This window comes from Pleomorphomonas koreensis DSM 23070, from assembly GCF_000425185.1.
In the GTDB taxonomy this organism is placed as follows: Bacteria; Pseudomonadota; Alphaproteobacteria; order Rhizobiales; family Pleomorphomonadaceae; genus Pleomorphomonas; species Pleomorphomonas koreensis.
The window spans coordinates 93,341-119,357 of record NZ_AULH01000015.1 but is presented as its reverse complement, the minus strand read 5'-3'; the positions used below and the strand labels follow the sequence as shown (position 1 = coordinate 119,357).

At 69.0% G+C, this 26,017-nt stretch carries 26 protein-coding genes; 10 read left to right on the top strand and 16 right to left on the bottom strand.

Going from position 1 to position 26,017, the window contains the following annotated elements; genetic code table 11:
- The first annotated feature begins 61 nt into the window (after positions 1–61).
- Positions 62–757, top strand: coding sequence for a DUF1013 domain-containing protein (locus tag H512_RS0113890; protein WP_026783972.1), 696 nt, complete (start codon positions 62–64; stop codon positions 755–757).
- Between the two features lie 322 nt (positions 758–1,079).
- A complete protein-coding gene (locus tag H512_RS0113885; protein ID WP_026783971.1) occupies positions 1,080–1,262 on the top strand; it encodes a YdcH family protein in 183 nt (60 codons plus the stop codon).
- Between the two features lie 118 nt (positions 1,263–1,380).
- Here H512_RS0113885 and H512_RS24045 read toward each other — a convergent pair whose 3' ends face one another.
- Positions 1,381–2,574 (bottom strand): OpgC family protein, encoded by a 1,194-nt coding sequence (locus H512_RS24045; protein WP_053239870.1) that lies wholly within the window; start codon positions 2,572–2,574, stop codon positions 1,381–1,383.
- Positions 2,575–2,988: 414 nt separating this feature from the next.
- Between H512_RS24045 and H512_RS0113875 the strand changes: the two genes are divergently transcribed.
- The 3 genes from H512_RS0113875 (at position 2,989) to H512_RS0113865 (ending at position 4,853) form a co-directional block, all read left to right on the top strand.
- Positions 2,989–3,201: a YdcH family protein gene (locus H512_RS0113875; protein WP_026783970.1), complete on the top strand. Its 213-nt coding sequence runs from the start codon at positions 2,989–2,991 to the stop codon at positions 3,199–3,201.
- Between the two features lie 85 nt (positions 3,202–3,286).
- The gene (gene purE / locus H512_RS0113870) at positions 3,287–3,781 is read left to right on the top strand and encodes a 5-(carboxyamino)imidazole ribonucleotide mutase (RefSeq protein WP_026783969.1); all 495 of its coding nucleotides are present in this window, start codon (positions 3,287–3,289) and stop codon (positions 3,779–3,781) included.
- Complete coding sequence (locus H512_RS0113865; RefSeq protein ID WP_026783968.1) at positions 3,771–4,853, top strand: 5-(carboxyamino)imidazole ribonucleotide synthase; 1,083 nt, start codon at positions 3,771–3,773, stop codon at positions 4,851–4,853. The genes purE and H512_RS0113865 overlap by 11 nt, the downstream gene beginning before the upstream one ends.
- Positions 4,854–4,860: 7 nt before the next feature.
- Here H512_RS0113865 and H512_RS24040 read toward each other — a convergent pair whose 3' ends face one another.
- Positions 4,861–5,664, bottom strand: coding sequence for a class II glutamine amidotransferase (locus H512_RS24040; protein ID WP_084798489.1), 804 nt, complete (start codon positions 5,662–5,664; stop codon positions 4,861–4,863).
- Positions 5,665–6,130: 466 nt separating this feature from the next.
- Between H512_RS24040 and rpsU the strand changes: the two genes are divergently transcribed.
- The 3 genes from rpsU (at position 6,131) to H512_RS0113845 (ending at position 7,935) form a co-directional block, all read left to right on the top strand.
- Positions 6,131–6,358: a 30S ribosomal protein S21 gene (gene rpsU / locus H512_RS0113855; RefSeq protein ID WP_026783967.1), complete on the top strand. Its 228-nt coding sequence runs from the start codon at positions 6,131–6,133 to the stop codon at positions 6,356–6,358.
- Positions 6,359–6,550: 192 nt separating this feature from the next.
- On the top strand, positions 6,551–7,390 hold the full coding sequence (locus H512_RS0113850; protein ID WP_036791724.1) for a tetratricopeptide repeat protein: 840 nt from the start codon (positions 6,551–6,553) through the stop codon (positions 7,388–7,390).
- Positions 7,391–7,551: 161 nt separating this feature from the next.
- Positions 7,552–7,935 (top strand): hypothetical protein, encoded by a 384-nt coding sequence (locus tag H512_RS0113845; protein WP_245585413.1) that lies wholly within the window; start codon positions 7,552–7,554, stop codon positions 7,933–7,935.
- 68 nt (positions 7,936–8,003) lie between these two features.
- On the opposite strand, the gene ftsH is transcribed toward H512_RS0113845, so the two are convergent.
- The 11 genes from ftsH to ruvB all read right to left on the bottom strand — a co-directional run bounded on the left by ftsH (position 8,004) and on the right by ruvB (position 19,272).
- A complete protein-coding gene (gene ftsH, locus H512_RS0113840) occupies positions 8,004–9,926 on the bottom strand; it encodes an ATP-dependent zinc metalloprotease FtsH (RefSeq protein WP_026783964.1) in 1,923 nt (640 codons plus the stop codon).
- A gap of 83 nt (positions 9,927–10,009) precedes the next feature.
- A complete protein-coding gene (tilS, locus tag H512_RS24035) occupies positions 10,010–11,317 on the bottom strand; it encodes a tRNA lysidine(34) synthetase TilS (RefSeq protein WP_084798488.1) in 1,308 nt (435 codons plus the stop codon).
- 1 nt (position 11,318) lies between these two features.
- Positions 11,319–12,434 carry a tol-pal system protein YbgF gene (gene ybgF / locus H512_RS0113830; protein ID WP_053239869.1) on the bottom strand — a complete coding sequence of 372 codons (1,116 nt, stop codon included), beginning with the start codon at positions 12,432–12,434 and terminating at the stop codon, positions 11,319–11,321.
- Between the two features lie 287 nt (positions 12,435–12,721).
- Positions 12,722–13,228, bottom strand: coding sequence for a peptidoglycan-associated lipoprotein Pal (gene pal, locus H512_RS0113825; RefSeq protein ID WP_026783962.1), 507 nt, complete (start codon positions 13,226–13,228; stop codon positions 12,722–12,724).
- 168 nt (positions 13,229–13,396) lie between these two features.
- On the bottom strand, positions 13,397–14,713 hold the full coding sequence (gene tolB / locus H512_RS0113820) for a Tol-Pal system beta propeller repeat protein TolB (RefSeq protein ID WP_026783961.1): 1,317 nt from the start codon (positions 14,711–14,713) through the stop codon (positions 13,397–13,399).
- An 83-nt stretch (positions 14,714–14,796) separates the two neighbouring features.
- Positions 14,797–15,840 carry a hypothetical protein gene (locus H512_RS0113815; protein ID WP_026783960.1) on the bottom strand — a complete coding sequence of 348 codons (1,044 nt, stop codon included), beginning with the start codon at positions 15,838–15,840 and terminating at the stop codon, positions 14,797–14,799.
- A gap of 3 nt (positions 15,841–15,843) precedes the next feature.
- Positions 15,844–16,314: a protein TolR gene (tolR, locus tag H512_RS0113810; protein WP_026783959.1), complete on the bottom strand. Its 471-nt coding sequence runs from the start codon at positions 16,312–16,314 to the stop codon at positions 15,844–15,846.
- Positions 16,315–16,317: 3 nt separating this feature from the next.
- Positions 16,318–17,016 (bottom strand): protein TolQ, encoded by a 699-nt coding sequence (tolQ, locus tag H512_RS0113805; protein WP_210162698.1) that lies wholly within the window; start codon positions 17,014–17,016, stop codon positions 16,318–16,320.
- 279 nt (positions 17,017–17,295) lie between these two features.
- Entirely contained in the window at positions 17,296–17,706 is a 411-nt protein-coding gene (locus H512_RS0113800) for a YbgC/FadM family acyl-CoA thioesterase (protein WP_026783957.1), read from the bottom strand.
- On the bottom strand, positions 17,703–18,224 hold the full coding sequence (locus tag H512_RS24030) for an isochorismatase family protein (protein WP_053239868.1): 522 nt from the start codon (positions 18,222–18,224) through the stop codon (positions 17,703–17,705). The genes H512_RS0113800 and H512_RS24030 overlap by 4 nt, the downstream gene beginning before the upstream one ends.
- 1 nt (position 18,225) lies before the next feature.
- Positions 18,226–19,272: a Holliday junction branch migration DNA helicase RuvB gene (gene ruvB, locus H512_RS0113790; protein WP_026783956.1), complete on the bottom strand. Its 1,047-nt coding sequence runs from the start codon at positions 19,270–19,272 to the stop codon at positions 18,226–18,228.
- 263 nt (positions 19,273–19,535) lie between these two features.
- Here ruvB and H512_RS0113785 point away from each other — a divergent pair, with 263 nt between their 5' ends.
- Entirely contained in the window at positions 19,536–20,276 is a 741-nt protein-coding gene (locus H512_RS0113785; protein ID WP_210162696.1) for a DUF2927 domain-containing protein, read from the top strand.
- Positions 20,277–20,286: 10 nt separating this feature from the next.
- Here H512_RS0113785 and H512_RS0113780 read toward each other — a convergent pair whose 3' ends face one another.
- Entirely contained in the window at positions 20,287–20,955 is a 669-nt protein-coding gene (locus H512_RS0113780; RefSeq protein ID WP_026783954.1) for a hypothetical protein, read from the bottom strand.
- A gap of 219 nt (positions 20,956–21,174) precedes the next feature.
- Between H512_RS0113780 and H512_RS0113775 the strand changes: the two genes are divergently transcribed.
- Positions 21,175–21,966 (top strand): metallophosphoesterase family protein, encoded by a 792-nt coding sequence (locus tag H512_RS0113775; RefSeq protein WP_026783953.1) that lies wholly within the window; start codon positions 21,175–21,177, stop codon positions 21,964–21,966.
- A gap of 78 nt (positions 21,967–22,044) precedes the next feature.
- On the opposite strand, the gene mepK is transcribed toward H512_RS0113775, so the two are convergent.
- Together mepK and H512_RS24020 are read right to left on the bottom strand one after the other, a co-directional pair.
- Positions 22,045–23,781: a peptidoglycan L,D-endopeptidase MepK gene (gene mepK, locus H512_RS24025; RefSeq protein ID WP_053239867.1), complete on the bottom strand. Its 1,737-nt coding sequence runs from the start codon at positions 23,779–23,781 to the stop codon at positions 22,045–22,047.
- Between the two features lie 318 nt (positions 23,782–24,099).
- Positions 24,100–25,929 (bottom strand): L,D-transpeptidase scaffold domain-containing protein, encoded by a 1,830-nt coding sequence (locus tag H512_RS24020; RefSeq protein WP_053239866.1) that lies wholly within the window; start codon positions 25,927–25,929, stop codon positions 24,100–24,102.
- Between the last annotated feature and the right edge of the window lie 88 nt (positions 25,930–26,017).

Genomic DNA, 26,017 nt, shown 5'->3' with positions numbered 1-26,017 from the left:
TCGTGATACGAGACGGAGGGCCGCCGGCGAAGGCCGGTGGACCAGCGAAGAGGATTTATCGATGTCGACCCCCCTGATGCCCAAGGCAACCGCCGTCTGGCTGGTCGAGAACACGGCCCTGTCCTTCGACCAGATCGCCGCCTTCTGCAAGCTGCACGCCCTCGAGGTGAAGGCCATCGCCGACGGCGAGGCGGCGCAGGGCATCAAGGGCCTCGACCCCATCCTGACCGGCCAGCTCTCCCGCGAGGATATCGAGAAGGCCGAGAAGGACGGCTCGATCCGCCTGAAGCTGCTCGACCCCAAGGTGCGGGTGCCGGAGGCCAAGCGCCGCGGCCCGCGCTACACGCCGGTGTCGCGCCGCCAGGACCGGCCGAACGCCATCCTGTGGCTGGTGCGCAACCATCCCGAGCTGAAGGACGCGCAGATCATGCGCCTCGTCGGCACCACTAAGACGACGATCGCCCAGATCCGCGACCGTACCCACTGGAACTCCGCCAACCTGACGCCGGCCGATCCGGTGACGCTCGGCCTCTGCTCGCAGATCGAGCTGGACATGGAGGTCGAGAAGGCGGGCAAGGTGTCGCCGGAGAAGGTGCTGACGCAGACGCTGCTGCCGGTCGAGGAGACCACCTCGCCGGACGCGCTCACCGGCTTCCGGGCGCCGTCGCGCGACGAGGAGGAACTCGACGCCGAGGCGGTGTTCGCCAAGCTCAACGCCCTCAACGCCCCCAAGTCCGACGAGGACGACGACTTCTGATCCTCTTCCATCCGGATGGTCTTGCGGCGGCCGCCCTTCGGGGCGGCCGTTGTCGTTTCGGGCGTCGCCGACGCATCCGGAAAGGGCCGTATACCGCTGCCGATCGATCGGGCGGCTGGCACCCCCGGCAGTCAGACCTTGGTCGATATCGCAACATCCGGAATCATGCAGGGGCCATTTTCGCAATTAACAACAAGGATATGGGCCAAAGACGCAATTTATAAACGGCGGCCGCCGTCTTGAAGCGGGGAGCCATCGACTTCATATCAGAATTATGACACGATGATTGTGTTGAGGCTCAGTCCACAGCAAGGAGGCCCGAATGTCTGTTCAGTCGCATATCGCCGAACTTGAGCGCCGTCACGCTGCCCTCGAACGGGAGCTTGACGAGGCCAGTCAGCACCCGAGCATTGACGGCGTGGCGCTCAATGAGTTGAAGCGGCAAAAGCTGGCGCTGAAAGACGAGATCCTGAAGCTTACGGCCGACGCCAAGGTCCTGCACTGAGGACAGACAATGCGGTTCGGAACACCTTAATCCGGCATGACGCCACGGACATCGTCCGTGGCGTTTTTGCTGAATGGGTGCCGCATGTCCCAGGCCCGGCCGGCTCGCCGGGGCGGCGTCAGGCCGCCGCCGGCGCGTCCTTGGCGGCCACCTCGCTGGGCAATTCGCCGGGTACTTCGGCCGCCGTCTTCTTGTCGGCCTTGGCGCGGCTCGATGCCTTGCCGAGGTAGTCGAGGAAGTAGGCGAGCGCCGCCTGGGCGAGGATGCCGGCGGCGAGGAAGGTGATCTGCACGACCGGCCCCGGCTGGGCGGCGAACAGCAGCACCTGTCCGACCACCGACAGCGCCGTGCCCAGCCAGAACACCGGCAGCGAATTGCGGCCGATGCGCGACAGCACGCCGTTCGGCGACAGGCGGCCGAGAGCGCCCATGATCAGCCGGCTGTGGCCGATGACGTAGGCGAGCGACAGGATGTGCAGGAGGCGCGGCAGCGCCACCCAGGGCTTCTCGTTGATCTGGAAGTTGCGCGGCAGCCAGGAGACGTTGGGGATGCTGCCGTAGAGATTGTAGCGGTGGTAGATGCCGGCGGCGATGAGATAGGCGAGCGCCAGCCACCAGAGCGGCCGCCACAAGGGCACCGGCGTCTCGCCGCGCAGCACGCGCACGCCGATGAAGAAACCGATGCCGAAGATCAGCTGCCAGGTGAAGGGGTTGAAGAACCAGCCGCCGTTGCCGGGATAGCTCGGCATGTTGAGCGCGAAGAGATGGGCGGCGGCGTAAAGGGCGACCGAGGTGGCCAGCATGGCGCCGAGGCCGAAGAAACGCGCCACCAGCATCAGCACCGGCAGGAAGATCAGCAGGCAGACGTAGAGCGGCAGGATGTTGTGGTAGCCGATCTGCTGCGTCAGCAGGGGGATGCCGATGAACGCCTTGGTCGGCTCGGCGTAGATGATGTCGATGTTGAGCGGCGTGTCGAGGATGGGCATGCCCCAGCGCAGCATGCCGTAGCAGAAGATGCCGAGGCCGACTATCAGCGAGGCGAGGTGGGCGACGTAGAGCACCACCACGCGCTTGCCGATCTTGGCGAGCGGCAGGGCGACGGCGCCGGCCGAAAAGCGCGGGAAATAGGCGAAGGCCGAGGCAACGCCGGCCAGCAGCACGAAGGCTTCGGCGGAATCGGACAGGCCGAAGTTCTTGTGCGTGAAGGGTTCGAGCACGTTGCCGGGAATGTGGTTGATGAAGATCGACAACAGCGCCAGGGCGCGCAGGACGTCGATGCGATGGTCGCGCTTGCCGAGCGGCTTGATATTCATGTCCTCTCTCCCGCCTCGGGCGGCCCGTCGGGTCTGCCGCGGAACCTGGTCCATCGAAAATGCCGGCACCGGCCGCGCAGCCGGAAGCGAGCCTCGATGGCATTAACGCGTCAGACGCCCATCAGATGCATGACGTCGTCATAAATGCGCTTCCGGCCGACGGCCAGCGCCGGCTTGTATCGATTTGGAGTACGGAGACGACATCGAGGGAACGGGTCGAATCCTGAGCCGGCGCGGGAAGCCGACGTTGTCTAGTCACATTCGCCGCAAGCGGCAAGCGGTAGAAGCACGGGGTTGGTGGCGCCGTTACGGAAAGCGGGGGCTTTCCCCGCCGAAGGCCATGAAAAGGCGGCGCGGATCTGCTAGATTAATGTCGGCGCCGACTGGCGAGGGACGAGGCGAAGGGTGCGTTGGATGACCGGGCAGGAAGAAGGCAACGAACAAGTGCAATTGGAGCTGGCGCGACTGCGCCAGGAGCACCGGGATCTCGACGCGGCGATCGATGCGATGGTGTCGCTCGGCACCGCCGATTCCATCCAGATCCAGCGCCTCAAGAAACGCAAGCTGGTGCTGAGGGACCGCATCCAGCAACTCGAGGACCAGACGGTTCCCGATATCATCGCCTGAAACCGCCATCCAAGGCTTGCCATCGCCGGGCTTTTCCCCTACCGCCTTGAACGGTTTCCGACCGAGCGGATGGGGGACGTTCCGCATGACCGACAAGCCGCCTGTTGCCATCATCATGGGCAGCCAGTCCGACTGGGCCACCATGAGGCACGCCGCCGACACGCTCGAAGCGCTCGCCGTGCCGCACAAGGCGATGATCGTTTCCGCCCACCGCACGCCCGATCGGATGTTCGCCTTTGCCAAGGGCGCCAAGGCCGAGGGCTTCAAGGTGATCATCGCCGGCGCCGGCGGCGCGGCGCACCTGCCCGGCATGGTGGCGGCGCTGACGCCGCTGCCGGTGTTCGGCGTGCCGGTCGAGAGCCAGGCGCTGAAAGGGCAGGACAGCCTGCTCTCCATCGTGCAGATGCCGGGCGGCGTGCCGGTCGGTACGCTGGCCATCGGCAAGGCCGGGGCGATCAACGCGGCGCTCATCGCCGCCGCCGTGCTGGCGCTGTCGGACGAGGCGCTCGCCGCCCGGCTCGACGACTTCCGTGCCCGCCAGACGGCCGCCGTTGCCGGGGAGCCCGTCGATGGCGCCTGACATGCTGCCCCCCGGCTCGGTGATCGGCATGCTCGGCGGTGGCCAGCTCGGCCGGATGATGGCGCTGGCCGCCGCCCGGCTCGGCCTGTCGATGCACGTCTACTGCCCCGATCCCGACAGCCCGGCCTTCGATGTGGCGAAGGCCCACACCGTCGCCGGCTATGACGACGAGGCGGCGCTGGCCGCCTTCGCCGACCGCTGCGACGTCGTCACCTACGAATTCGAGAACGTGCCGGCCCGCGCCGCCGAGGTGATCGCCCAGCGCACGCGCCTCCGGCCCGGCGCCGCGGCGCTCGCCACCTCGCAGGACCGGCTCGCCGAGAAGACCTTCCTCAAGGCGGCTGGCGCCGGGGTGGCGGCCTTCGCCGCCATCGGCGGCCTCGTCGATATCGACGCGGCAATCGCCGTCACCGGCCTGCCGGCCATCCTGAAGACGCGGCGCTTCGGCTATGACGGCAAGGGCCAGCGCAAGGTGGAGAGCCGCGAGGCGCTGGCCGCCGCCGTCGTCGAACTCGGCAGCCGCGACCTGATCCTCGAAGCACTCATTCCCTTCGCGATCGAGGTCTCGGCCATCGTGGTGCGGGCGGCGGACGGCAGCTCGGCGGTCTACGACATCGGCGAGAATTCCCACGTCCACCACATCCTCAAGGAAACGCGGGTGCCGGCGGCCGTCGCGCCCGCCACGGCGGCGGCCGCCGCTGATCTCGGCCGGCGCATCGCCGTGGCGCTCGACTATGTCGGCGTGCTCGGCGTCGAACTGTTCGTGGTGCGCAAGGACGGCGGCGAGCAGCTCGTCGTCAACGAGATCGCGCCGCGCGTTCACAACTCCGGCCACTGGACCGAGGACGGCGCGGTGACCTCGCAGTTCGAGAACCACGTGCGGGCGATCGCCGGCTGGCCGATCGGCTCGGTCGCCACCATCGCGCCGACGGTGATGGAAAACCTGATCGGCGCCGACGCCGATGCCTGGGCGGAGATCGTCGCCGACCCACGCGCGCGGCTGCACCTCTACGGCAAGGCCGAGAGCCGGCCCGGCCGCAAGATGGGTCACGTCAACCGGGTCGACGTCTGAACAAGGCTCAGGCGACGCGGGTGGCGAGACGGCGACTGGTCTCCACCTCGAAGCTTCCGAGGCGGACGCGGCCGCCCGGTTCCACCGTCAGCACGCTGTTGGGCGCCACGGCCGTCCATTGTTCGTGGGCGGCGTCGATCGGCTCGGACACCACGGTGATGCCGTCGTCGCCCTGCCGCCAGTAGAGGCTGGGCGGCCGGTCGTCGGAGGAGTAGCGGAAGGCGTAGAGGCGCTTGCCATCGGTGAGGGCGGCGGTGAGGCGCAACGGCTCGTCGACGCCGGCCTCGGTCATTGCCCGGCGCGTCTCGGCCAGCATCGCCCGCATGGCGGCGATCGGATCGGCGGCGAGGTCTTCGGCGTCGAGCAGCAGGAACAGCGCTTCGGAATCGGTGGAGCCGCAACGCTCGCGGTAGCGGGCGTCGGAGAGGCGCGCCTCCAGACGGCGACGGATGCGGTCCCAGCCGCCGACCTGGCCGTTGTGCATGAACATCCAGCGGCCGCTGACGAAGGGGTGGCAGTTGACGCGCGTCGTCGGCGTGCCGGTGGAGGCGCGCACGTGGGCGAAGAACAGCGGTGATGAAATCTGATGCGTCAGGCTTTTCAGATTGTCGTCGTTCCAGGCAGGCATGGCGTCGCGATAGAGGCCCGGCTCCTCCCAGGCACCGTACCAGCCGAGGCCGAAGCCGTCGCCGTTGGTGGCGGCAAGGCATTCGGTGGCCGACTGGCTCTGGTGGATCAGGGAATGGCAGGGCTTGGAAACCAGGGTATCCAGAAAGATCGGACGACCGGAATAGGCGAGCCAACGGCACATGGTGAGGACAATCCCGACGCACAGGCATTCATCAAGGGCGGACCGTGCCTCCGGCCCGGAGTCCCTCTCGCAAATCCCATGCCGAGCATCTTGGCGAAAATGCGTTAACCATGCGCTACCGGGCCTCGGATAGGCAATCACCCCGAGCCGGGTGACGCGGTTTCCGGTATCGGCGCGGAAGTCTCGGGGCGGCGGGACGGTTGGTGCGCCGGGGCGCCGAGGCCGCATCCTGGAAGCGCCGCGCCGGGCGACGGGCGCATTTTCCGGCCTATCCGCCGATCTGCTGTGGACAGGCCGGCCTCGATTTGCTAGAGAACCACCACTCTTGCGGTGCCCCGGTGCGCTGCGGCGGAGATTCGTCGTTTCCGCGAGATTGGTTTCATCATGTCGCCTGAGATGCGTTGCCGCGGGTGGGTCCGCCCCGGCGAGACGGGTTTCACGGCGACCGGACACGGGAAGAACAGGCGTGCAGGTACTCGTTCGCGACAACAACGTCGACCAGGCTCTCAAGGCGCTGAAGAAGAAGATGCAGCGCGAAGGTATTTTCCGCGAGATGAAGCTGCGCGGCCATTACGAGAAGCCGTCCGAGAAGAAGGCGCGCGAGAAGGCCGAGGCCGTTCGCCGGTCGCGCAAGCTGGCGCGCAAGCGGGCGCAGCGCGAGGGTCTGGTGTCGGTCAAGGGCCGCACCCACTGATACCCCGGGCACCGTCGCCCGCAGTTGTTTGTCGAAGTCGAGGGACGGTCACGCGAGTCGACCGTCTCTTTTGTTATGCCGGTGGCGGGCGGCGAGGCCTTTTCCGTCCGGACCGGCGAACGGCGCCGATCGGGGCGCCGCCCGAAGGCCGAACCCGCCGGGCCGGCGGCCTTGCCTGAAAGGGATGGATTGATGCGGTTTCATGCGAACTCTTCGCGTCTTCGGGGTTTTGCCGGCGCGCTCGCCCTCGGTCTCCTGGCTGCCGCCTGCACCACTTCGGATTCGGGGCGTGAGGCGACGACTTGGGTGGTCGATCCCAATGCCGGCTCCACCGCCAACATCGGTTCGCTCACCGCCGCCATCCAGCGCGATCCCCAGAACGCGATGAACTACAACGTGCGCGGCTCCGCCTACGGTCAGGCCGGGCAGTTCCAGTCGGCACTCGCCGACTTCACCATGGCGATCCAGCTCAATCCCGGCTTCTATCAGGCCTACAACAACCGCGCCCTGATCTACCGCCAGCTCAATCAGGCTCAGGCGGCGCTCGCCGACTACAATCAGGCGATCAGCCTCAACGGCGGCTACCAGCCGGCCTATCTCGGCCGCGGCATCCTCTACCGCCAGTCCGGCCAGCTCGATTTCGCCATGGCCGACTTCGACCAGGCGGTGACGCTGAACACCTCCGACGCCAAGGCCTATTACAACAGGGCGCTGATCTACCAGAGCCAGGGCAACCACATCCGCGCCATCGCCGACCTCGACGCCGCCATCGCGCTCGACGCCAATGCCGCCGAGCCCTACAACGCCCGCGGCCTCAGCCGCATGCAGGTCGGCAAGCTGAAGGACGCGTTGCAGGACTTCGCGGCGGCGGTCAACCGCAACAAGCAGTCGGCCGAATTCTGGACCAACCTCGGCATCGCCCAGATCCGCACCGGCGACGCGCAGACCGGCCGCGATTCGATCAACCGGGCGCTGGTGCTGAAGCCGGGCTACGGGCCGGCGCGCCAGGCGCTCAGCACCCCCCAGGGATAAGGCCCCCGCCTTTCCGGCGAGAGATTGCAGACGGCCGCCGGAGCACCGGCGGCCGTTTTGCCTTTCCCGACGGCCGACGCTTTCGCCAGGCCGCGCATGGGTGCAGATTGCCGTTTGGCGCAAGGGCGGGCCGGCGGACGCCGGCGCCGGCAGGAGATTTCATGAGGCGACGGGAGCTTGACGACAGGGTGAGGCGGCAGCTCCGGACGCTGAATATCGTGCTGCTGTTCGGCGGCCTGCTGTTCTGGCTTGGATTGGGTGGGCTCTATTTCTGGCGGCTCAGATCTTTCGATCATGCCGTCGCCCGCATCGAAGCGGTGTGGGAGGAACAGCGCCATGACCGGGACGGGCCGAAGACGGTGACGATGGCCGACCTCCGCTTCGAGCGGACCGACCGCGACGGCCGAACCCATGCCTGCCGTCACGCCTTCGAGATCGGCACGCCGCGCGACCGCTTCGAGGTCGGCGAGCGCCTGGAGATCGTCCCGGCCACCGGTAGCTGCGGGCGGATCGATCTGATCGGCAGGATCGCCGGAGGGAACTGACGGCCCGCCAATGAAAAACGCCGGGAAACGGCTTCCCGGCGTCCTTGTCGATGGCGATCGTCGGCCGCTCAGGTCGACGGCTGCGGCGCGGCGCCGTCGGGCTCCTCGCCCTTGGGGCGCGGCTTGGTGGCGGGCACCGCCGACCCACGCGGCGGCGTCGTGTCGTCGAAGGCGTCGCGCACCGGCGGCCGGCCGTCCATGATGCCGCGCAGCTCCTCGCCGGTCAGCGTCTCGAACTCCAGCAGCGCCTCGGCGATGGCGACGAACTTGTCGTGGTTGTCGGTGATGATGCGGCGGGCGTTCTGTTCGCCCTCCTCGATATAGCGGCGGACCTCCTCGTCGATCAGCTTGGCGGTCTCGTCGGCCATGTTGGTCGACTGGCTGACCGAGTGGCCGAGGAACACCTCCTGCTCGTTGGGGCGGTAGCGGACGCGGCCGAGCTTCTCGCTCATGCCCCATTCCATCACCATCGAGCGGGCGAGGCTGGTGGCCATTTGGATGTCGCCGGCGGCGCCGGTGGTGACCTTCTCCGGGCCGAAGGTCTGGATCTCCGCCTCGCGGCCGCCGAACAGCATGGTCAGGCGGGCGACCGCCTTCTCGTAGGTCCAGTTGTAGCGGTCGCTCTCGGGCAGTGTCATCACCATGCCCAGCGACCGGCCGCGCGGGATGATGGTCGCCTTGTGGATGGGGTCGATGGTCTTGTCGAGCACCAGCGCGATGATGGCGTGGCCGGCCTCGTGATAGGCGGTGTTGCGCTTCTCCTCCGGCGTCATGGCCAGCGACTTGCGCTCGGCGCCCATCATCACCTTGTCCTTCGCGTCCTCGAACTCGCCCATCGTCACGATGCGCTTGTTGCGGCGGGCGGCCAGGAGGGCGGCCTCGTTGACGAGGTTCATCAGATCGGCGCCGGAGAAGCCCGGCGTGCCGCGCGCCAGCACCTTCAGGTCGACGTCGGGCGCCATCGGCACCTTGCGCACATGCACCTTCAGGATCTTCTCGCGGCCGTTGACGTCGGGGTTCGGCACGGTGATCTGGCGGTCGAAGCGGCCGGGACGCAACAGGGCCGGGTCGAGCACGTCGGGACGGTTGGTGGCGGCGATGATGATGACGCCTTCGTTCTGCTCGAAGCCGTCCATCTCGACGAGGAGCTGGTTCAGCGTCTGCTCGCGCTCGTCGTTGCCGCCGCCGAGGCCGGCGCCGCGATGGCGGCCGACCGCGTCGATCTCGTCGATGAAGATGATGCAGGGGGCGTTCTTCTTGGCCTGCTCGAACATGTCGCGGACGCGGCTGGCGCCGACGCCGACGAACATCTCGACGAAATCCGAGCCGGAGATGGTGAAGAAGGGCACGTTGGCCTCGCCGGCCACGGCGCGGGCGGTCAGCGTCTTACCGGTGCCGGGCGGGCCGACCAGCAGCACGCCGCGCGGGATGCGGCCGCCGAGCCGCTGGAACTTCTGCGGGTCGCGCAGGAACTCGACGACCTCCTGCAGGTCCTCCTTGGCCTCGTCGATGCCGGCGACATCGTCGAAGGTGACGCGGCCGTGCGCCTCGGTCAACAGCTTGGCCTTGGACTTGCCGAAGCCCATGGCCTTGCCGCCGGCGCCGCCCTGCATCTGGCGCATGAAGAAGATCCAGAGGCCGAGCAGGATCAGCATCGGCAGCCAGTTGAGCAGCATGCCGATCAGCGAGATGCTCTCGGTGGGCGGCCGGGCGACGATGGTGACGCCGGCCTTGGTCAGGTCGCTGATATAGTCGGCGTTGTAGGGCGCGTAAGTCTGGAAGGTGGCGCCGTTCTGCATGTGACCGGTGATCGTCTGGTTGACGATGGTCACGTCGCGCACGGACCCCTGGTCGACGTTCTTCAGGAAGTCGGAGAAGGCCACATCGTTGCCGGGCTGGCGGGTGTCCGAGCCCTGGAACAGCTGGAACAGCGCGACCAGCAGCAGGAGAATGATGACCCAGAGGGCGAAATTTCGGAAATTAGCGTTCATCGTCGACCTTTGCGGCGCATCGCGGGATGCGGGAGGTGCCGGGAGACCGGGCTCGGCCCGGCGCCATCATGGCCCATGTCGGGTTAAGATAGGTTGTCGGCGCCGCCTTGCCAAGCCATGGGTAGGTAATCCTCGTCCTGTCCGACGGATTCCGGACCGATCGGCCGGATATCGATCGTCAGCCCGGCCGGCAGATCGGCGCCGTCCGCGGCGCGAACCGCCGGCAGGCTGGCGGCGGCGGCGGCCGGCATGCCGCCGGGGTCGCCGCCGCCGGGACCGATGATCAGGCGTCGTCCATTCGAGCCGGCGATGGAGACGCCGAGCCGGCCATCCCAGAGGTGGATGCCGTCGCCGTCGACCGGCGTTTCCGGCAAGCCGCGGCGGCCGGCCTCGGCATAGAGCCACAGGCGATCGCTCCGGAGATGCAGCACCACGCCGGCCATGGTGGCGCGGCGCGGCGCAGCGCCGGCCCGGAAGGCGGCGTGCCAGGTCTCGGGCGCCTCGGCGCGCGGCGGATGCTCGGACGGGCGGATGGCGCGGATCAGCCGGACGATCAGGCGGAGGGCGATCTCGTCCGGGGCGGCGGCCAGCACGCCCGCGTCCACCGACCAGACGCCGGCGTGATCGACGGCAGAGCGGGCGAGGAGATCGTCGGTGGCGGCGGCGAGCGCCGCCTCGGCACGGGCCATGCGGCGGGCGGTGCCGGCGAGGCGGTCGGCGGTGAGGCCGAGGCCGGCCAGCGCCGGCATCGCCTTGCGGACGCGGACGCGGGCGTAGCGGTCGGCGGCGTTGGAGGGATCGGTGACGTAAGCGATGCCGGCGGCATCGAGCAGGGCGACGAGGTCGGCCTTGGCGACGTCGAGCAGCGGCCGCAGGAAGCGCACGCCGTCAAACGTCCGCTCGGCCGGCATGGCGGCGAGGCCGGCGACGCCGGAGCCGCGCGCCAGATGCATCAGCAGCGTCTCGGCCTGGTCGTCGCGGGTGTGGGCAAGGAGCACGGCGTCGAGCCGGTGGCGGCGGGCCGCCTCGCAGAGCAGGCGATAGCGGGCGGCGCGCGCCTCGGCCTGGATGCCGCTGACGGGCGGCGGGCCGGCATGGCGCCAGATCAGTTTCTCGGCGGCATGGCCGAGGCGGGTGGCGAGGGCGACGACGGCGTCGGCCTCCCGAGCGGCTTCCGGCCGGAGACCGTGGTCGACGGTGAGCACGACGAGGGCCGGGGGGACAGCGCCCTCGCGCCGCCAGCGGTCGAGGAGAATGAGCAGGGCGGTGGAATCGGGGCCGCCCGATACGGCGACGCCGAGGCGGGCGAGGCCGGCGAGCGGCGAGAAGCGGGCGGCGAGCTTGGCCGGCGACAACTCGGGGAAGGCGATGCCCGAGGCGGGGTCAAGCATGTCAGCTGCAGCCGAGCTTCTGCTTCTGCGTGGCGACGCGCGACACCAGGCCGGCCGGCGCCTTGGGGAACTTCTTGCTCAGCTCGCCATAGGTGGCGCAGGCGGCGGTGGCTTCGCCAAGGCCCTCCAGCGACAGGCCGAGCTTGAACAGGCTGTCGGGCGCCTTCTGGCTGGTCGGATGGTTCTTGTAGGTGGCGAGGTAGGAGGTGGCGGCGTCGCGGTACTGATGGCGCGAATAATAGCTCTCGCCGAGCCAGTACTGGGCGTCGGCGGCGCGCGGATCGCCGGGGAAGTCGGTCAGGAACTTCTTGAAGCCGGCCTCGGCGGCGGCATAGTCGCCGCCGACGATCGAGGAATAGGCGCGGTCGTAGTCGGCGCCGGGATCGACGGTGGCCGGCGCGATGGCGGCCATCTGCTCGGGCGCCGGCACCACGGCCGGCGGCGCGCCGACGGCGAGATCCTGACTGGCGGCGGCGGCCAGGCCGCCGGAGGTGGCGATGGCGGTATCGGCCGGGATGAACTCGCCACGGGCGATCGCCGACAGGTCGAGCGGCCCGCCGACGGCGCTGGCCGACGGCGGAGCGGCCTCGGCCATGCTGCCCGGCAGCGTGCCCAGCGGGGCAGGCGGCGCGCCGACGCCGCCGGCCGGCGGCGTGGTGGCCACCGCGCCGGGCGCGTCGATGGCGAAGCCGGCCGGCAGCGGCCCGCCGTCGCCGACCTGATCCATCGGCGCCTCGGTCGCGACCGTGGCGGCGGTGGGCGGCGCAGTGGCGGCCGGTGCGGCCTCGGAGCGCTTCTGCGGCGCCTTGCCGCCTTCGAGCGCCTTCAGGCGGAACTCGTTGTCCTCCTGGGCGCGCTTCAGGAGGTTCTGCAACTGCTCGATCTGATGGGTCAGCTCGTCGAGGCGGCCGTTGAGGACGCGCATCTGCTGCTGCATGTCGTCCATGCGGACGGCCTGCTGGGCGGCGTCGGCCTGGCCGGGGATGGCGGCGGGCGGCGTCGGATCGGAGCCGAAGAAGCCGGCCGAGGCCGGCGCGGCGGCGACAAGGGCGGCGCCAAGCGTGGCGGCCAGCGCGGCGCGGTGGAAACGGGATGGCGGACGGAAGAGGCGGCTCATTGGCGCGGGTACCCCAGGCGATTGTCGCGGCGTCCGTCCGGTGGACGCCGTCGTGACGGACAGGACCATGATGCCGCCGTCGGTGCAACCCGGAGAATGGCCGCCGGCGGTCCGGTCGTTTCCCGACATAAAGCCCCGGACTTCGGCGGTATTGCGGCCATGACGCGAAAATCCCGGCCTTCCGCGCGGGAAGGTCGGGATGATCGCGCCTGGGGTGGGCGGCCTGGAGCAAGTCCGGCAAGAGTGGAAGCCGGTTCTGCGTCCGCAATGGCTCCTGCGGGCGGAGGTCAGCCGCCGGTGTTCAGCACGGTGACGGCGCGGCGGTTCTGCGCCCAGCAGCTGTCCTGATCGCAGAGGGCGACCGGGCGCTCCTTGCCGTAGGAGATCGTCCTGATGCGCGTGCTGGTGACGCCGCGGGCCACCAGGAAGTCCTGGGCGGCCTTGGCACGGCGGGCGCCGAGAGCGAGGTTGTATTCGCGCGTGCCGCGCTCGTCGGCGTGGCCCTCGACGGTGACGGTGTAGCGCGGGTAGAGCGCCAGCCACTGGGCCTGCCGGCCGAGAACGCTCTGGGCCTCGGCGTTGAGCGAGGTGCTGTCGGTGTCGAAGAACACGCGGTCGCCGACGTTGACCACGAAGTCCTGGGCGCTGCCGGGCGTGGCGGCGCCGGCGCCGCCGGCCCCGCCGGCCAGCTGGCCGTCGAGTTCGCTCGGGCTCTTGGCGCAGGCTGCTGCGAGAAGGGCAAGGCCGAGGGCAAGCGCGCTTCGGCGGCTGAAAAGTCTGGTGGCTGTCGTCATGATCCCGGTAATCCTCGAATACGTTCTGACCGGATGTTTCGAGAGTCTTGGTAAACGGCTTTGGTTAAGCTGGCGTTCAAAGACGTGGTTAACGAAGGATGAAATCTCGAATTTCCGGCTTTTCGATGGTAAACGCGCGCCGGACTGGCATCCGGCGCGGCGATCTCGTCACTTCAGAAGCGGCGACCAGGCCGGGTCGGAGGCAAAGTTCGGCGTGGGGATGCGCTGCTCGTTGCGGCCGGTGAGGTCGACCGACCACAGCTGCGGGCCGCCGTTGGGGCCGCCGGCGTCGCGGAAGAACATGATGACGCGGCCGTTGGGCGCCCAGGTCGGGCCTTCGTTGTGGAAGCCCTCGGTGAGGATGCGCTCGCCCGAGCCGTCCGGCTTCATCACGCCGATGGCGAAGCCGCTGCCCGACTGGCGGGTGAAGGCGATCAGGTCGCCGCGCGGGCTCCAGACCGGCGTCGAATAGCGGCCGTTGCCGAAGGAGATGCGGGTGGCGCCACCGCCGCCGGCGCTCATCACGTAGAGCTGCTGGTTGCCGCCGCGGTCGCTCTCGAAGACGATGCGCGAGCCGTCGGGCGAATAGGAGGGCGAGGTGTCGATCGCCGCCGTGTTGGTCAGCCGCACCGGCGCGCCGCCGATCGGCATGGCGTAGATGTTGGCGTTGCCGTCCTGTTCGAGGCTCATCACCACCGAGTTGCCGTCGGGCGAGAAGCGCGGCGAGAAGGTCATGTTGGGGAAGTTGCCGACCAGCGAGCGCTGGCCGCTCTCGATGTTGAGGAGGTAGACGCGCGGCTCGGCGGCGCCGAACGACATGTAGGTGACCTGCTGGGAGGTCGGCGAGAAGCGCGGCGTCAGCACCAGGTCGCGGCCGTTGGTGAGGAAGCGGACGTTGGCGCCGTCCTGGTCCATCAGGGCGAGGCGCTTGACGCGGTTGCCCTTGGGGCCACTCTCGTCGACGAAGACGATGCGGGTGTCGAAATAGCCCTTCTCGCCGGTCAGCCGCTCATAGATGGCGTCGGCGATGATGTGGGCGATGCGGCGCCAGTTCTCCGGCGTGGTGAAATACTGCTGGCCGGTGAGCTGGGTGCCGCCAAAGACGTCCCACAGGCGGAAGTCGGCCTGCAGCCGGCCGTCGGCGGCGCGGACGATGCCGCCCGAGACGAGGGCCTGGGCGTTGATCGCCCGCCAGTTCTGGAAGTTCGGCACCGCGTTGGGGTCGGTGATGCGGTCGACGTAGGACGCCTGGTTCAGCACCTGGAACAGGCCGGAGCGCTGCAGGTCGGCGGCGATCACCCCGGCCATCTGCTGGCCGACGGCGGCGGTGTCGGCGCCGCCCACGAAGTTGGGGATGGCGATCGGCAGCGGCTGGATGTTGCCGCCGTTGATGTTGATGGTGATCTCGGCGCTCGACGGCGCCGCCGCGGCGAGGGCGGCGACGGTCGCCAGGGCGGCGAGGAGATTGCGGAACAGTTTTCGCATCCTGAGGTGCTCCCAAACGGATGGTCCGGACCTGCCCCGATCGGGCGATGCGGCAGTCCGGTTCGACTCGTCGTTCGCCGCGGTCAGTAGGACGACGGCGGGGTGAAATTCATGTTCACGACCTGCCAGCTGTCGAATTTGTCCTTGGGCAGGAAGGGGTAGGGCGCGCAGCGCTGGACGGCGCGTACGGCCGCCTCGGCCACCGCCTGACCGGCCGGGCCGGCCGGGACCGACCGGATCTCCGGCGGCCCGGCGAGGTCGCCGTCAACGGTGAAGGTGACGCGCAGCGGCACCACCATCTGGTCGACGCCGTCGGCGCCGACCGGCGGATTGAAGCAGGCGGTCACTGCCGCGGTCAGCGCGTCAAGCTCGCTCTGGCTCATCTCGGCCACCGGGCCAGTGCGGTTTTCCGAGCCGAGCGAGGCGTCCTTGTCGGATGCCTTGCCGCCGCCGCCCGACGGATCGACCTTGTTGAGCAGGGCGGCCATTTCGTTGGGGTCGAAGGTCTCGCTCTTGGAGTCCTTCTGCGTCTGCCTGGGCTTTTCCTTGGCCGGTTTGGCGTCGGGCTTGTCCGGCGCGTCGTCGGCGGTCTCGGCCGGCGTCGGCGCCGGCGGCTTCGGCTTCACCGGCGGCAGCTTGGGCGGCACCGGCTTCGGCTTGTCGGCTTCCTTGATCTTCTCGGCGATCTCGCCGGTGTCGGCCTTGGGCGCTTCCTCGGCCGTGGCGACCTTGGTCTCGGCCGGCTTTTCCACCGGCGGCGGCGTCTCCACCGGCTTCGGCGGCGGCGCAGCCTTGGGCGGCGGCGGCGGCGGTTCGGCCGACTTGGCGGCGGCGGCGTCGGTGGCCTTCTCGGTGATTGGCGCCGCCTGGTCGACCTTGGCGGCGCCGGCCCGCTGCGATTCGGGGCGCGGCGCCGGTGTCTTCACCTTGGCCTGCGAAGCGTTATCGGATTTTGGCGCGGTCTTGGTGCCCTCGGCGATCTTCGAGACATCGGCGATCGGCACGAGATCGACCGGCAACGCGTCGATCGGCTGGGTGTCGAACGGCTTCGCGCCGGAAAAGGACGCGAATCCCCAGGCGAACAGCAGGACGTGACCGATGACGGATGTCGTGAGACCTATGCGCATGTATCAGCCGGACGGCGCCGCGGCCGTCCCCTGTTCCTCTTGCGTGATGAGACCGATCTTCTTGAAGCCGGCGGCCGAGATGCGGGCCATGACGCGCATCACCGTGCCGTAGTCGGCGGACTTGTCGCCGCGCACGTAGATGCGGTCCTCGACGCCGTTCTTGGCGACGGCCATCAGCTTGGGCACCAGTTCTTCGAGGGTGATTTCGCTGTCCTGGATGAACACCTTGCCGGTGGCGTCGACCGAGATGTTGATCGGGTCGGTCTGGCCTTCCATCGGCTTGGCGGCGGTCTGCGGCAGGTCGATCGGCACGCCGACGGTCATCAGCGGCGCCGCCACCATGAAGATAATGAGCAGCACCAGCATGACGTCGACCATCGGCGTCACGTTGATCTCGCTCATCACGCCGCTGGCGTGGCGCCGCCGGCGGCGCCGGCTGCCCTGCGAGGCTCCTCCTGCGACACCCATGCCCATGGCTCAGCTCCTGTCGTCGATCTGGCGCGACAGGATGGCGGCGAACTCGTCGGCGAAGCCATCCATGCGCGAGCCGAGCTTGGCGGCATCGGCGGAGAGTTTGTTGTAGGCGAGCACCGCCGGAATGGCGGCGGCGAGACCCATGGCGGTGGCGAGCAGCGCTTCCGAGATGGCCGGCGCCACCACGACGAGCGAGGTGTTCTTGGAGGTGGCGATCGCCTGGAACGAACTCATGATGCCCCAGACGGTGCCGAACAGGCCGATGAACGGGCCGGCCGAGCCGACGGTGGCGAGGAAGATCAGGCGGGCCTCAAGGCGCTCCATCTCGCGGGAGATGGTGACGTCGATCACCTTGCCGATGCGGTCGGTGATGCCCTGGAAGGAGACGCGGCCGGCCTCGTGGCTGCGCTTCCATTCGCGCATGGCGGCGACGAAGATGGCGGCGAGCCCCTCGTTGGAGCGGGCGGTCAGCGAACGGTACAGCTCCTCCAGCGACTGGCCGGACCAGAACACCTTCTCGAAGCGGTCCATCGACCGGCGAGCACGATTGTAGGCGATGATCTTGTCGACGATGATCGCCCAGCACCATATGGACGCCGCGAGCAGGCCGAGCATCACCGCCTTGACGACGAAGCTCGCCTGCCAGAACAGCGCCCAGACGGACACCTCGACGGCCGGAGCTGCAAGCGCGTTCTGGGTCAGTTCGACCGCATTCATGGGCGTATTCCGTTGTCCTCAGGATGGGGCGACGTTTTTCCTGGCGCGAGCCCGCTTCGGCCGGGGCGGGCTGTGGCGGCGTTCCGGGTATCCCCAGGGCTCCACATGCCGCCCAAATTTGGCGAAAACGGGACTTGACGGTCAGGAAAACCGAGGGATTTCGCCCCTCTGCCGCCGGGACGCGTTTTGGCGCCACAGGCACCGGCGTCCCTGTCCTGTCATCCTATGGTATGGTTAAGGAAGAGTTTAACGGAGCGGCCGCTTTCAGGACGCCGCCGCGATGCGCGTGGCCATGTCGGCCGGCAGGCGGCGCGGCCGGCCGTTGCCGCCGATCGCCACCACCTCGACGTCGGCCGAAGCGAGCAGTTCCTCGCCGCGCCTCAGGCGCTGGGCGACGTTGAAGCGGGGGCCGGTGATGGCGGCGATCTCGGTCTCCACCGTCAGGAGATCGTCGAGCAGGCCGGGCCTGAAGTATTCGATCGTGAACTTGCGCACCACGAACAGCAGCGCCTCCGGCGAGGTGCGGTCGGCGCTGGCGCTCTGGCTGATGCCGAGGTCGCGCAGGAACTCGGTGCGGCCGCGCTCGAAGAAACGCATGTGGCTGCCGTGGTAGAGGATGCCGCCGGCGTCGGTATCCTCGAAGTAGACGCGGACGGCGAGGTGGTGGATGGTCAAAACACGATATCCTCGGCATGAGCGACCGACACCAGCGCGTCGAATCGCGACCACACCCAGGTGTGGTGGCGCACCACGTCGGCGGCCGGGAGATGCGGCCGGCTCGAGGTGGTATGGCCGTCGGCGATGACCGTGGCGGGAATGCCGCGCGAGGCGGCGGCGCGGATGGTGGTGTCAACGCAGAAGTCGGACGCGTAGCCGCCGACCACGATGCCATCGACGCCGAGCCGCTGGAGCACGGCGGCGAGGTCGGTATCCCGGAAGCCGTCGCAGAAGGATTTGGCGACGACGGTGTCGCCGGGCTTCGGGCTGAGCGAGGGGTGGAATTCCCAGCCGGGCGTGCCGCGCTCCCATTCGCAGCCCGCCTCCTCGTGCTGGACGAAGATCACCGGCGCGCCGGCGGCCCGCGCCTCGGCGGCCTTGCGTTCGAGGATTGTGGCCACCTCACCGATCCGGTCGGCGCGCGGCTCGTCGAACAGGTTGGCCTGGACGTCGATGATGACGAGGGCGCGGCTCATCTCACTCCTCCTCGCCGCTGGAGAACAGCGTGAACTGCGCCTCCTCGGCGGCCCTGGGCACGGCGAGACCGAGGTGGCGGAAGGCGTGCGGCGTCAACAGACGGCCGCGCGGGGTGCGCTGCACGAAGCCCTTCTGGATCAGATAGGGCTCGACGATGTCCTCGATGGCGTCGCGTGGCTCGGCGATGGCGGCGGCGATGGTTTCGATGCCGACCGGGCCGCCGCCGAAGCTCAGGGCGATGGTGTTGAGGTAGCGCAGGTCGAGGGCGTCGAGGCCGATCGGGTCGACGTCGAGCCGCGAGAGCGCCCGGTCGGCGATGGCGGCGGTGATCGCCTCGGCGCCGTCGACGATGGCGAAGTCGCGCACCCGGCGCAGCAGGCGGCCGGCGATGCGCGGCGTGCCGCGCGAGCGCTTGGCGATTTCGTTGGCGCCGTCGTCGGTGATGCCGATGCCGAAGATGCGGGCGCCGCGCCGGACGATCAGCTCCAGCTCGTCGACGGTGTAGAATTCGAGGCGGATCGGAATGCCGAAGCGGTCGCGCAGCGGCGTGGTCAACAGGCCGAGCCGGGTGGTGGCGCCGACCAGGGTGAACCTGGCGAGGTCGATCTTGACCGAGCGGGCGGCCGGGCCCTCGCCGATGATCAGATCGAGTTGGTAATCCTCCATGGCCGGATAGAGGATCTCCTCCACCGCCGGGCTCATGCGATGGATCTCGTCGATGAACAGGACGTCGCGCTCCTCGAGGTTGGTCAGCAGGGCGGCGAGATCGCCGGCCTTGGCGATCACCGGACCGGAGGTGGCGCGGAAATTGACGCCCAGCTCGCGGCTGACGATCTGGGCCAGCGTCGTCTTGCCGAGGCCGGGCGGGCCGACGAACAGCACGTGGTCGAGCGCCTCGCGGCGCGTCTTGGCCGCTTCGATGAACACCGAGAGATTGGCGCGGGCCGACGCCTGGCCGACGAATTCGGCGAGCGCACCGGGGCGAATCGACTGCTCGACGTCCTCGTCGCGCTTGTCGCCCGAGACGAGGCGGCTTGGTTCGCTCATGGTGGTCCGATCATCTCCGACTCGGCGCGCCCGGCGCCATCCGTTCGCCTTTCGTTTTGCACGAAAGGGGCGCCATTGCCAAGCATGACGGGAAACGGCCGGCGACGACCACCGCCGAAGCATGGGGAATGTGATCATTTGTTGGTCGTCAATGATCACAATTAACTCACGTCCGCGTGATCGTCCGCATTGACCGGCGGTAACGACCGGTTAATTCTTTCACGCGGGGGCCAGGCATTTCTATTCCTCACGGCGAGGTGGTCATGACGGCTTTGTGGACGATGTCGCGGCTGCTGCTGTTAGCGGCTGCGTTGGTGGCGTTTGGCGGTTTTCTTCTCGCTCCGGTCCGGGCCGAGAGCATCGCCGGCTTCTCTGACAACGAACTGATGGACGGCTTCCAGAAGACGGTATTCGGCGTCGAATACGGCGGCGAGCTGGCGGGGCGTGGCGTCAAGAAATTCACCGGCCCGGTGCGCATCAAGGTGGTCAACCTCGCCGACAAGGACCGGCAGCGGGAGATCGCCGGCTTCGTCGCCCGTCTGCCGCGCCTGGTGCAGGGGCTCGACATCCGCATGGCCGGGCCGCGCGACAATGCCAATTTCACCGTCTACGTCGTCGACCGCGCCGATTATGTCGCCACCGTTCGCTCCGACGTGATCGGCTCGACGCATGGCGCGGCGCCCGGCCAGTGCCTGGTGCGCGTCTATCCGGGCTCGCTCGGCATCGTCCGCTCAACGGCGGTGATCGTCTCCGACGAGGGCGACAGCCTGTTCCGCCGCTGCATGGTCGAGGAAATCCTGCAGGGCCTCGGCCCGATGAACGACAACGCGGCGCTCTATGCCTCGGTGTTCAACGACAGCTCGCGGCACGATCGCTTCATGCCCTTCGACCGGGCGGTGGTGTCGATGCTCTACGACCGGCGCATCCGGCCGGGCATGACCCGCAACGAGGTCGATCCGCTGCTGCCGCGGGTGCTGGCCGACGTTCGGCGGGTGGTGCGCTGACGCCTGGCCGCTACTGAAAAGCGCGCCGGACGCGGCTCAGGAATTGCCGCTGCTGGATCTGCGGCAGCTTCTCGATGGCTGCCGTGATCCGCTCCCGCTGCTCGGGCATGGCGACGTAACGCTCGGCCAGGGCCTCGCGGCCGCGCCAACTGGCGCCCAGCGTCTCGATGTCGGCATCGATGATCGCCTGGATGTCCGGCGGCGCGTCGGGCAGGGTGTCGATCAGCCTGATCCGGTCGATGGCGAAGGCGTATTGCCAGGGGCCGAGCGCCCGGCTGCGCGCGATGGCGTGGAAGACGAGATCGCGCGCACCAGCCTGCCGGGCGGCGAACTGGGCAAAGGTCAGCCATAGGCGGGCGTTGCCCGGCGCCACCGCCAGCAGCGAGCGGGCGCGCTCGAAGCAGGCCTGGTCGAGACGCGGACGGTCCTCGGCGGGAATGGTGTCGGCAATCTGACCAAAGGCAAGTGTGCGGCAGTCGAGGTCGTAGACGCTGAGCGCCCGCTTGCTGGTGAGGAACGGGACATCCGAGTCGTCCGTCGCCGCCGCCAGCCGGTCGGCGGCGGTGCCGGTGGTGCTGAGGAAGGGCCTGGACTCGATGCTCATGCCGTAGAGCCCGAGCGCGAGCAGGCCGGCCGAGAACAGGCCGATGACGGGCGCGGACAGCTTCAGCGACAACATCCCCAACACTCCATCCCAGGCCATTGTCAGGCGCGGCGGCAGCCGGCCACCTCTCTAGCGCGAACCACCTTAACCGTCTCGCGCAAATTCACCTTCGCCAGGTAGAAACCGCTGGACCTTGTGGAACCTAGACCGGATAAATACGTAAGGACAAGGCAATTCGGTGGTAGCCATCATACGGAGCGGGCCGTTCGTCGGCCTGCGAGAGGAAGCCTGGCGTTGATCACAGCGGTTCGATCGTTTTTCGGTCTTGGCAGGAAATCGGAACCGGCTCCGCCGCCGGTCGGTCGCGACCGCCTCGTCATCGATCCCGAGGATACCGTCGTCTATGCCATCGGTGACGTGCACGGCTGCCTTGCCGAGCTGAAGGCGGCCGAGCGGCGGATCGTCGCCGATGCCGCCCGCCTGCCGGCGACGCGCCGGATCATTCTCTGCCTCGGCGACCTCGTCGACCGCGGGCCGCAGTCGGCGGACGTGCTCGACCACCTGACCGGCGCTCCGCCAGCCGGTTTCGAGCGCCTGTCGCTTTGCGGCAACCACGACGAGACCTTCCTCGCCTTCCTCGACGATCCCCAGGCCAATCCCGGCTGGCTGGAGTTCGGCGGCGAGGAGACGCTCGAATCCTATGGCGTCGACATGCTGCGCCTTGCCCGCCGCGGCAACGGCCTCGCCGGCCTCGGAGAGGCGCTGCGCGACGTCGTGCCCGAGGCGCATGTCAAGTTGCTGCGCCGCCTGCCGGCGGCGGTGCGCTTCGGCGACGTGCTGTTCGTGCATGCCGGCGTCCGCCCCGGCGTGCCGCTCGACGAGCAGGCCGAGGACGACCTGATGTGGATCCGCGAACCTTTCGTCAGCCAGCCGAACGGGCTCGGCGTCACCGTGGTGCACGGCCACACGCCCGGCAAGGAGCCGGTGTTCGCGGCAGGGCGCATCGGCATCGACACCGGCGCCTTCGCCACCGGCCGTCTCACGGTGTTGCGCGTCTTCAATGGCGAGGCGGCGATCGTCGAGTGAAAGCGCGCCGCGCCGCCGGCCTTGAGACGACAACGCCGGCCCCTTGGGCCGGCGTTTCTCGTTTCGTCACGCCGATCCTCAGCGCATGGCGAGCTGGCGCGGCGTGAAGTCGATGATCTCGGTCGGCGCCGTCACCGGGCCGGCGAAGCGCGTCGATACCAGGGCGCCGTAGGGCTGGGCGGAGAAGGCGCTGCCCTCCACCCGGACCGGCGCCTCGAACAGCGCCGCGAGGTGCAACTGGTCGGGATGGATCAGCGTCCGGAAGCGGCCCCAGTAGACGGACTGGCCGCCGTCGAGCAGCAGCGGGCCGTCCTCGGAGGCGATCTCCGGCAGTTCGAGATTGCCGAACATGTCGCTCTTGCCGCCGTCGATCAGCGGCCGGGACAGCTCGGAGGTCGGCGTCGGCGGCGCGGCCTTGCGGACGGCCGGAACGAGGGCGGCCATCTGCTGGGCGGATCGCGCGGCGGCCGGCGGCAGCGGCATGTCGGCCGGCGCGGCAAAGGACAGGGCGGCCGGAGTGGGCGCCTCCTCCTGGGCCACCTCGGCCAAAGCCAGCTGGGCAGCGATGGCATCCTGACGGGCGGCGACCGGCGGCAGCGGCGCCTCGACCGGAGCCGGCGGCTTGTCGGGCGGCAGCATCACCGGGTCTGACAGCATGGCCAGTTCGACGGTGCCGCCGGCGATCTCCGAGGGCTTGGCCTGCGGCAGCGGCACGTTGTCCATGGCCAGGCGGTCGGCGCCGGTGAGCTTCGGCACGACGACCGGCTCGAGGCCGGCCGGCAGCGTTGCCTCGGCAAGGCTGGTCACCGGCCGTTCGGGCGCGGCGGCCGGACGCGGCGCGAAGGCGGCGGTCAGCACCGGCGCCGGCGGCGGCGCCACGGCAGCCGGCGGGGCGGCGGCCACGGCGACCGGAGGAGCGACCTTCGGAGCGGCCGGAGCCGGCTTGACGGCCACGGCCGGAGCATCCTCGCCGCTGCCGGCCGCACCGATCTCCTCGGCGCTGTCTTCCTCGTCGTTGGAGAACAGCATGGCCAGGAGGCCGCCGCCCTTGCCGGACTTGCCGGTGGTCGGCGCGGCCGAGGCCATGGCGACCGGCGCGGCGCCCTTGTCGCGCTGCAGTTCGGCGAGCGCCTGCTGGTAGCCGGGCAGCGGCTTGCCGTCGGTCGGGATGTGGGCGGTCTTGCCGTCCGGGAACAGGCCGACCAGCTGGGTGCGGCTGAGGCGCGGCCAGGCGCGCACCGAGCCGACGTCGATGTGCACGAAGGGGCTGTTGGCCGACGGATACCAGCCGACGCCACCGTTCTGCATCTGCACGGCGATCAGCCGCAGCTTGTCGACGGATACGTCGGGAATGTTCATGTCCATCGCCCGGCCGAGCGTGTGCTGGCTGTGCTTGGCGACGGCCGACGAACGGGACCGCAACGCGTTGTTGGTGGCCAGCGACCGGTAGCCACAGACCACGTGGATCGGCTGGCGCGAGCCGGACTTCTGATAAAGCTCCCACACCGTGTCGAACAGGCGCGGGTCCATGCGCGTCGCCTCGTTGCGGCGCCAGTCGCGCAGGAAGCGGTTGAGTTCACCAAGGGCGGCGGGAATGAACCGGCCGTCCTTCTTGAAGGTGATGGTCAGCCGTTCCTTGGTGTGGACGTTGTAGAGGTCGAGGGTGCGGTTGTCGGCGGCGGCCGCCGCCGAGGCGAGGATCGCCAGCGCCGCCGCGGCGCCGACGAACGTGCCGAGCGCGGCACGGCCGACGGCGAGGGCGCGATGGGACGGGGAGACGCCCACCTTTGCGCCGAAAGCCCTGGCTGCCTTCATCGAAGCGATTCCTCTGCCTGCCGTGGTGATCGTTGTCCGGGTGTTCACGCGTCTTCGTCCGATTGCTATCGTCTCCAGCCGGTTCGGATTATTGGCGGAGAGAATTAAGCAACGGTTTACCGTACGGCCATGGTCGCGGATCGGCGGCCGCCGGCTTCGGTTCCTGTGATCGGAAGCGTCCCCTTTTCACGGGGCGTACAATAGCCGCGACCGGCCGAAAGGCCAAGTGGGTAGTTTCTTGCATGGCAGACATGCCAAAACGCCCGGCTCTCCAGGGGAGCCGGGCATCATCGCCAGGGCGATGGTGGGATGGCCGCCTCAGACCTGCGACATGCCGAGCGCCTTCTTGATCGCCTGGACGTGGCCGTAGATGTCGTCGCGGATCTGCAGCTTGCCGGCGTCGTCGACGAAGGCGGTGAAATAGGCGAGGTGCACCTTGAGATGGGTGGCGATATCCACCCGCCGCTCGTTGCCGCCGAACATCGCCTGCAGCTTGGGCACCGTCCACTCCGGGTCGCCCTCCAGCACCGCGTTGGCGAAGGCCATGGGGTCGTCGACGCGCACGCAGCCGTGGCTGAAGGCGCGGACGTCGCGGTTGAACAGGCTCCTGAGCGGCGTGTCGTGCAGGTAGACGGCGTGCTGGTTCGGGAACATGAACTTGATGTTGCCGAGGGCGTTGGCCTCGCCGGGCACCTGGCGGATGCCGACCGCCTTCACCGCGTTTTCGTCCCAGATGACGCGGGTGGGGTCGATCAACTGGCCGTCCCAGGTCACCTCGTAGCCGTGGCGGGCGAAGTAGCCGGCCGGATCGGCCTGGATGGCCGGCAGCATCTCCTTGATCTTGATCGATTCCGGCACGTGCCAATAGGGATTGACGACGAGATACTGCATCTCGCCACTGAACACCGGCGTCTGGTTGGTGGTCTTGCCGACCACCACACGCGCCTCGTGCACCTGTTGGCCGTGGCGGATGACCCGCACCTTGAACTCGGGAATGTTGACGAAGACGTAGTCCTGGCTGAGGTTGCGCGGCATCCAGCGCCACATTTCCATGTTGGCGATGATGTCGCCCTCGACGTCGCGATGGGCGCCGTTCAGCATGGCCAGCGTGCGGCTGCCGACGACGCCGTCGGCGGAGAGGCCGTTGTCCTTCTGGAAAGCCTCGACGGCGGTGACCAGCGCCGTATCGTAGACCTCGGGATCGGCCTCCGCCTCCGGCGCGGCAACGCCGAGCCGCGTGCGCAGGGCCGGCACGCCGATATCGCTCATGCCGGGCTTCAGCGATTTCGACAACTCCACCGGCTCGGGCGCCGGCGCGTCCTTCTCCTTGGAGGCGCGGACCTCGGCCAGCATGGCCTTCAGGCGACGGAAGCCGTCGGTCGGCGGGTTGAAGCCGTCGAGCGCCGCGGCGACGTCGGTGGCGTCGGCCACCGTGGCGAGCGCCTTGTCGGCCGGAATGCGCTCGGGCTTGCGGGTGATGTCCTTGGAGATGGACAACGGCGCGACGCGGCCGCCGGATGCCTGCTCGGCGAAGGTCGCCACCGCCATGGAGACGCGCAGGTCGGCGTTGGCGACCAGCTCGGCGGTGGGGGCGGCGAGATCGGCCGCGGGCAGGGCATAGTCGATCGGATTGAGGCCGTCCTCGATCACGTCTGACAGACGGGCGAGCACCGCCCTGGCCTTGTCGGAATAGTGGTCGCCGACCACCCAGAGCGGCTGGTTGCCGCGGGCGGCGTAGACCTTGGCAACGGCATCGGCGCGGCGGCGGGCATCGCCGGTCGCCGAGGCGATCACCTTGCCGATCTCGGCGACGATCGCCTCGGCGACCGGGGCGGCCGGCGTCGTTACGACGGTGGCGGCGGGTGTCTCAACGACCGGAGCGGGTGTCTCGATGACGGGGGCGGGTGTGGCAACGGCGGCCGGTGTCTCGACCACCGGAGCCGGCGCCTCGACGGCGGGGGCGGGCGCCGTCGCCGCTTCGGGCAGCGGCCTGGTCTCGACCGCCGCCGGCGCCGCCGTCTCTGTCGGGGCCTTGGCCTTGAGCGGGTCGAAACCCGTTTCGGCGGCGGCCGGCAGGGCAAGGCCGACACCGATCACGGCGGTGGACAGGAGCAGTCTGGACAGCGAGGAGGTCATCACGTTCACCACGGCCGATTCCCGCGCGGCGCGAGGCCGGTTGGGACGTCTTAAGTTTGTTTGGCGTTTCGGCGCTGCGTCGGCAAGGCCGCAACAGCGT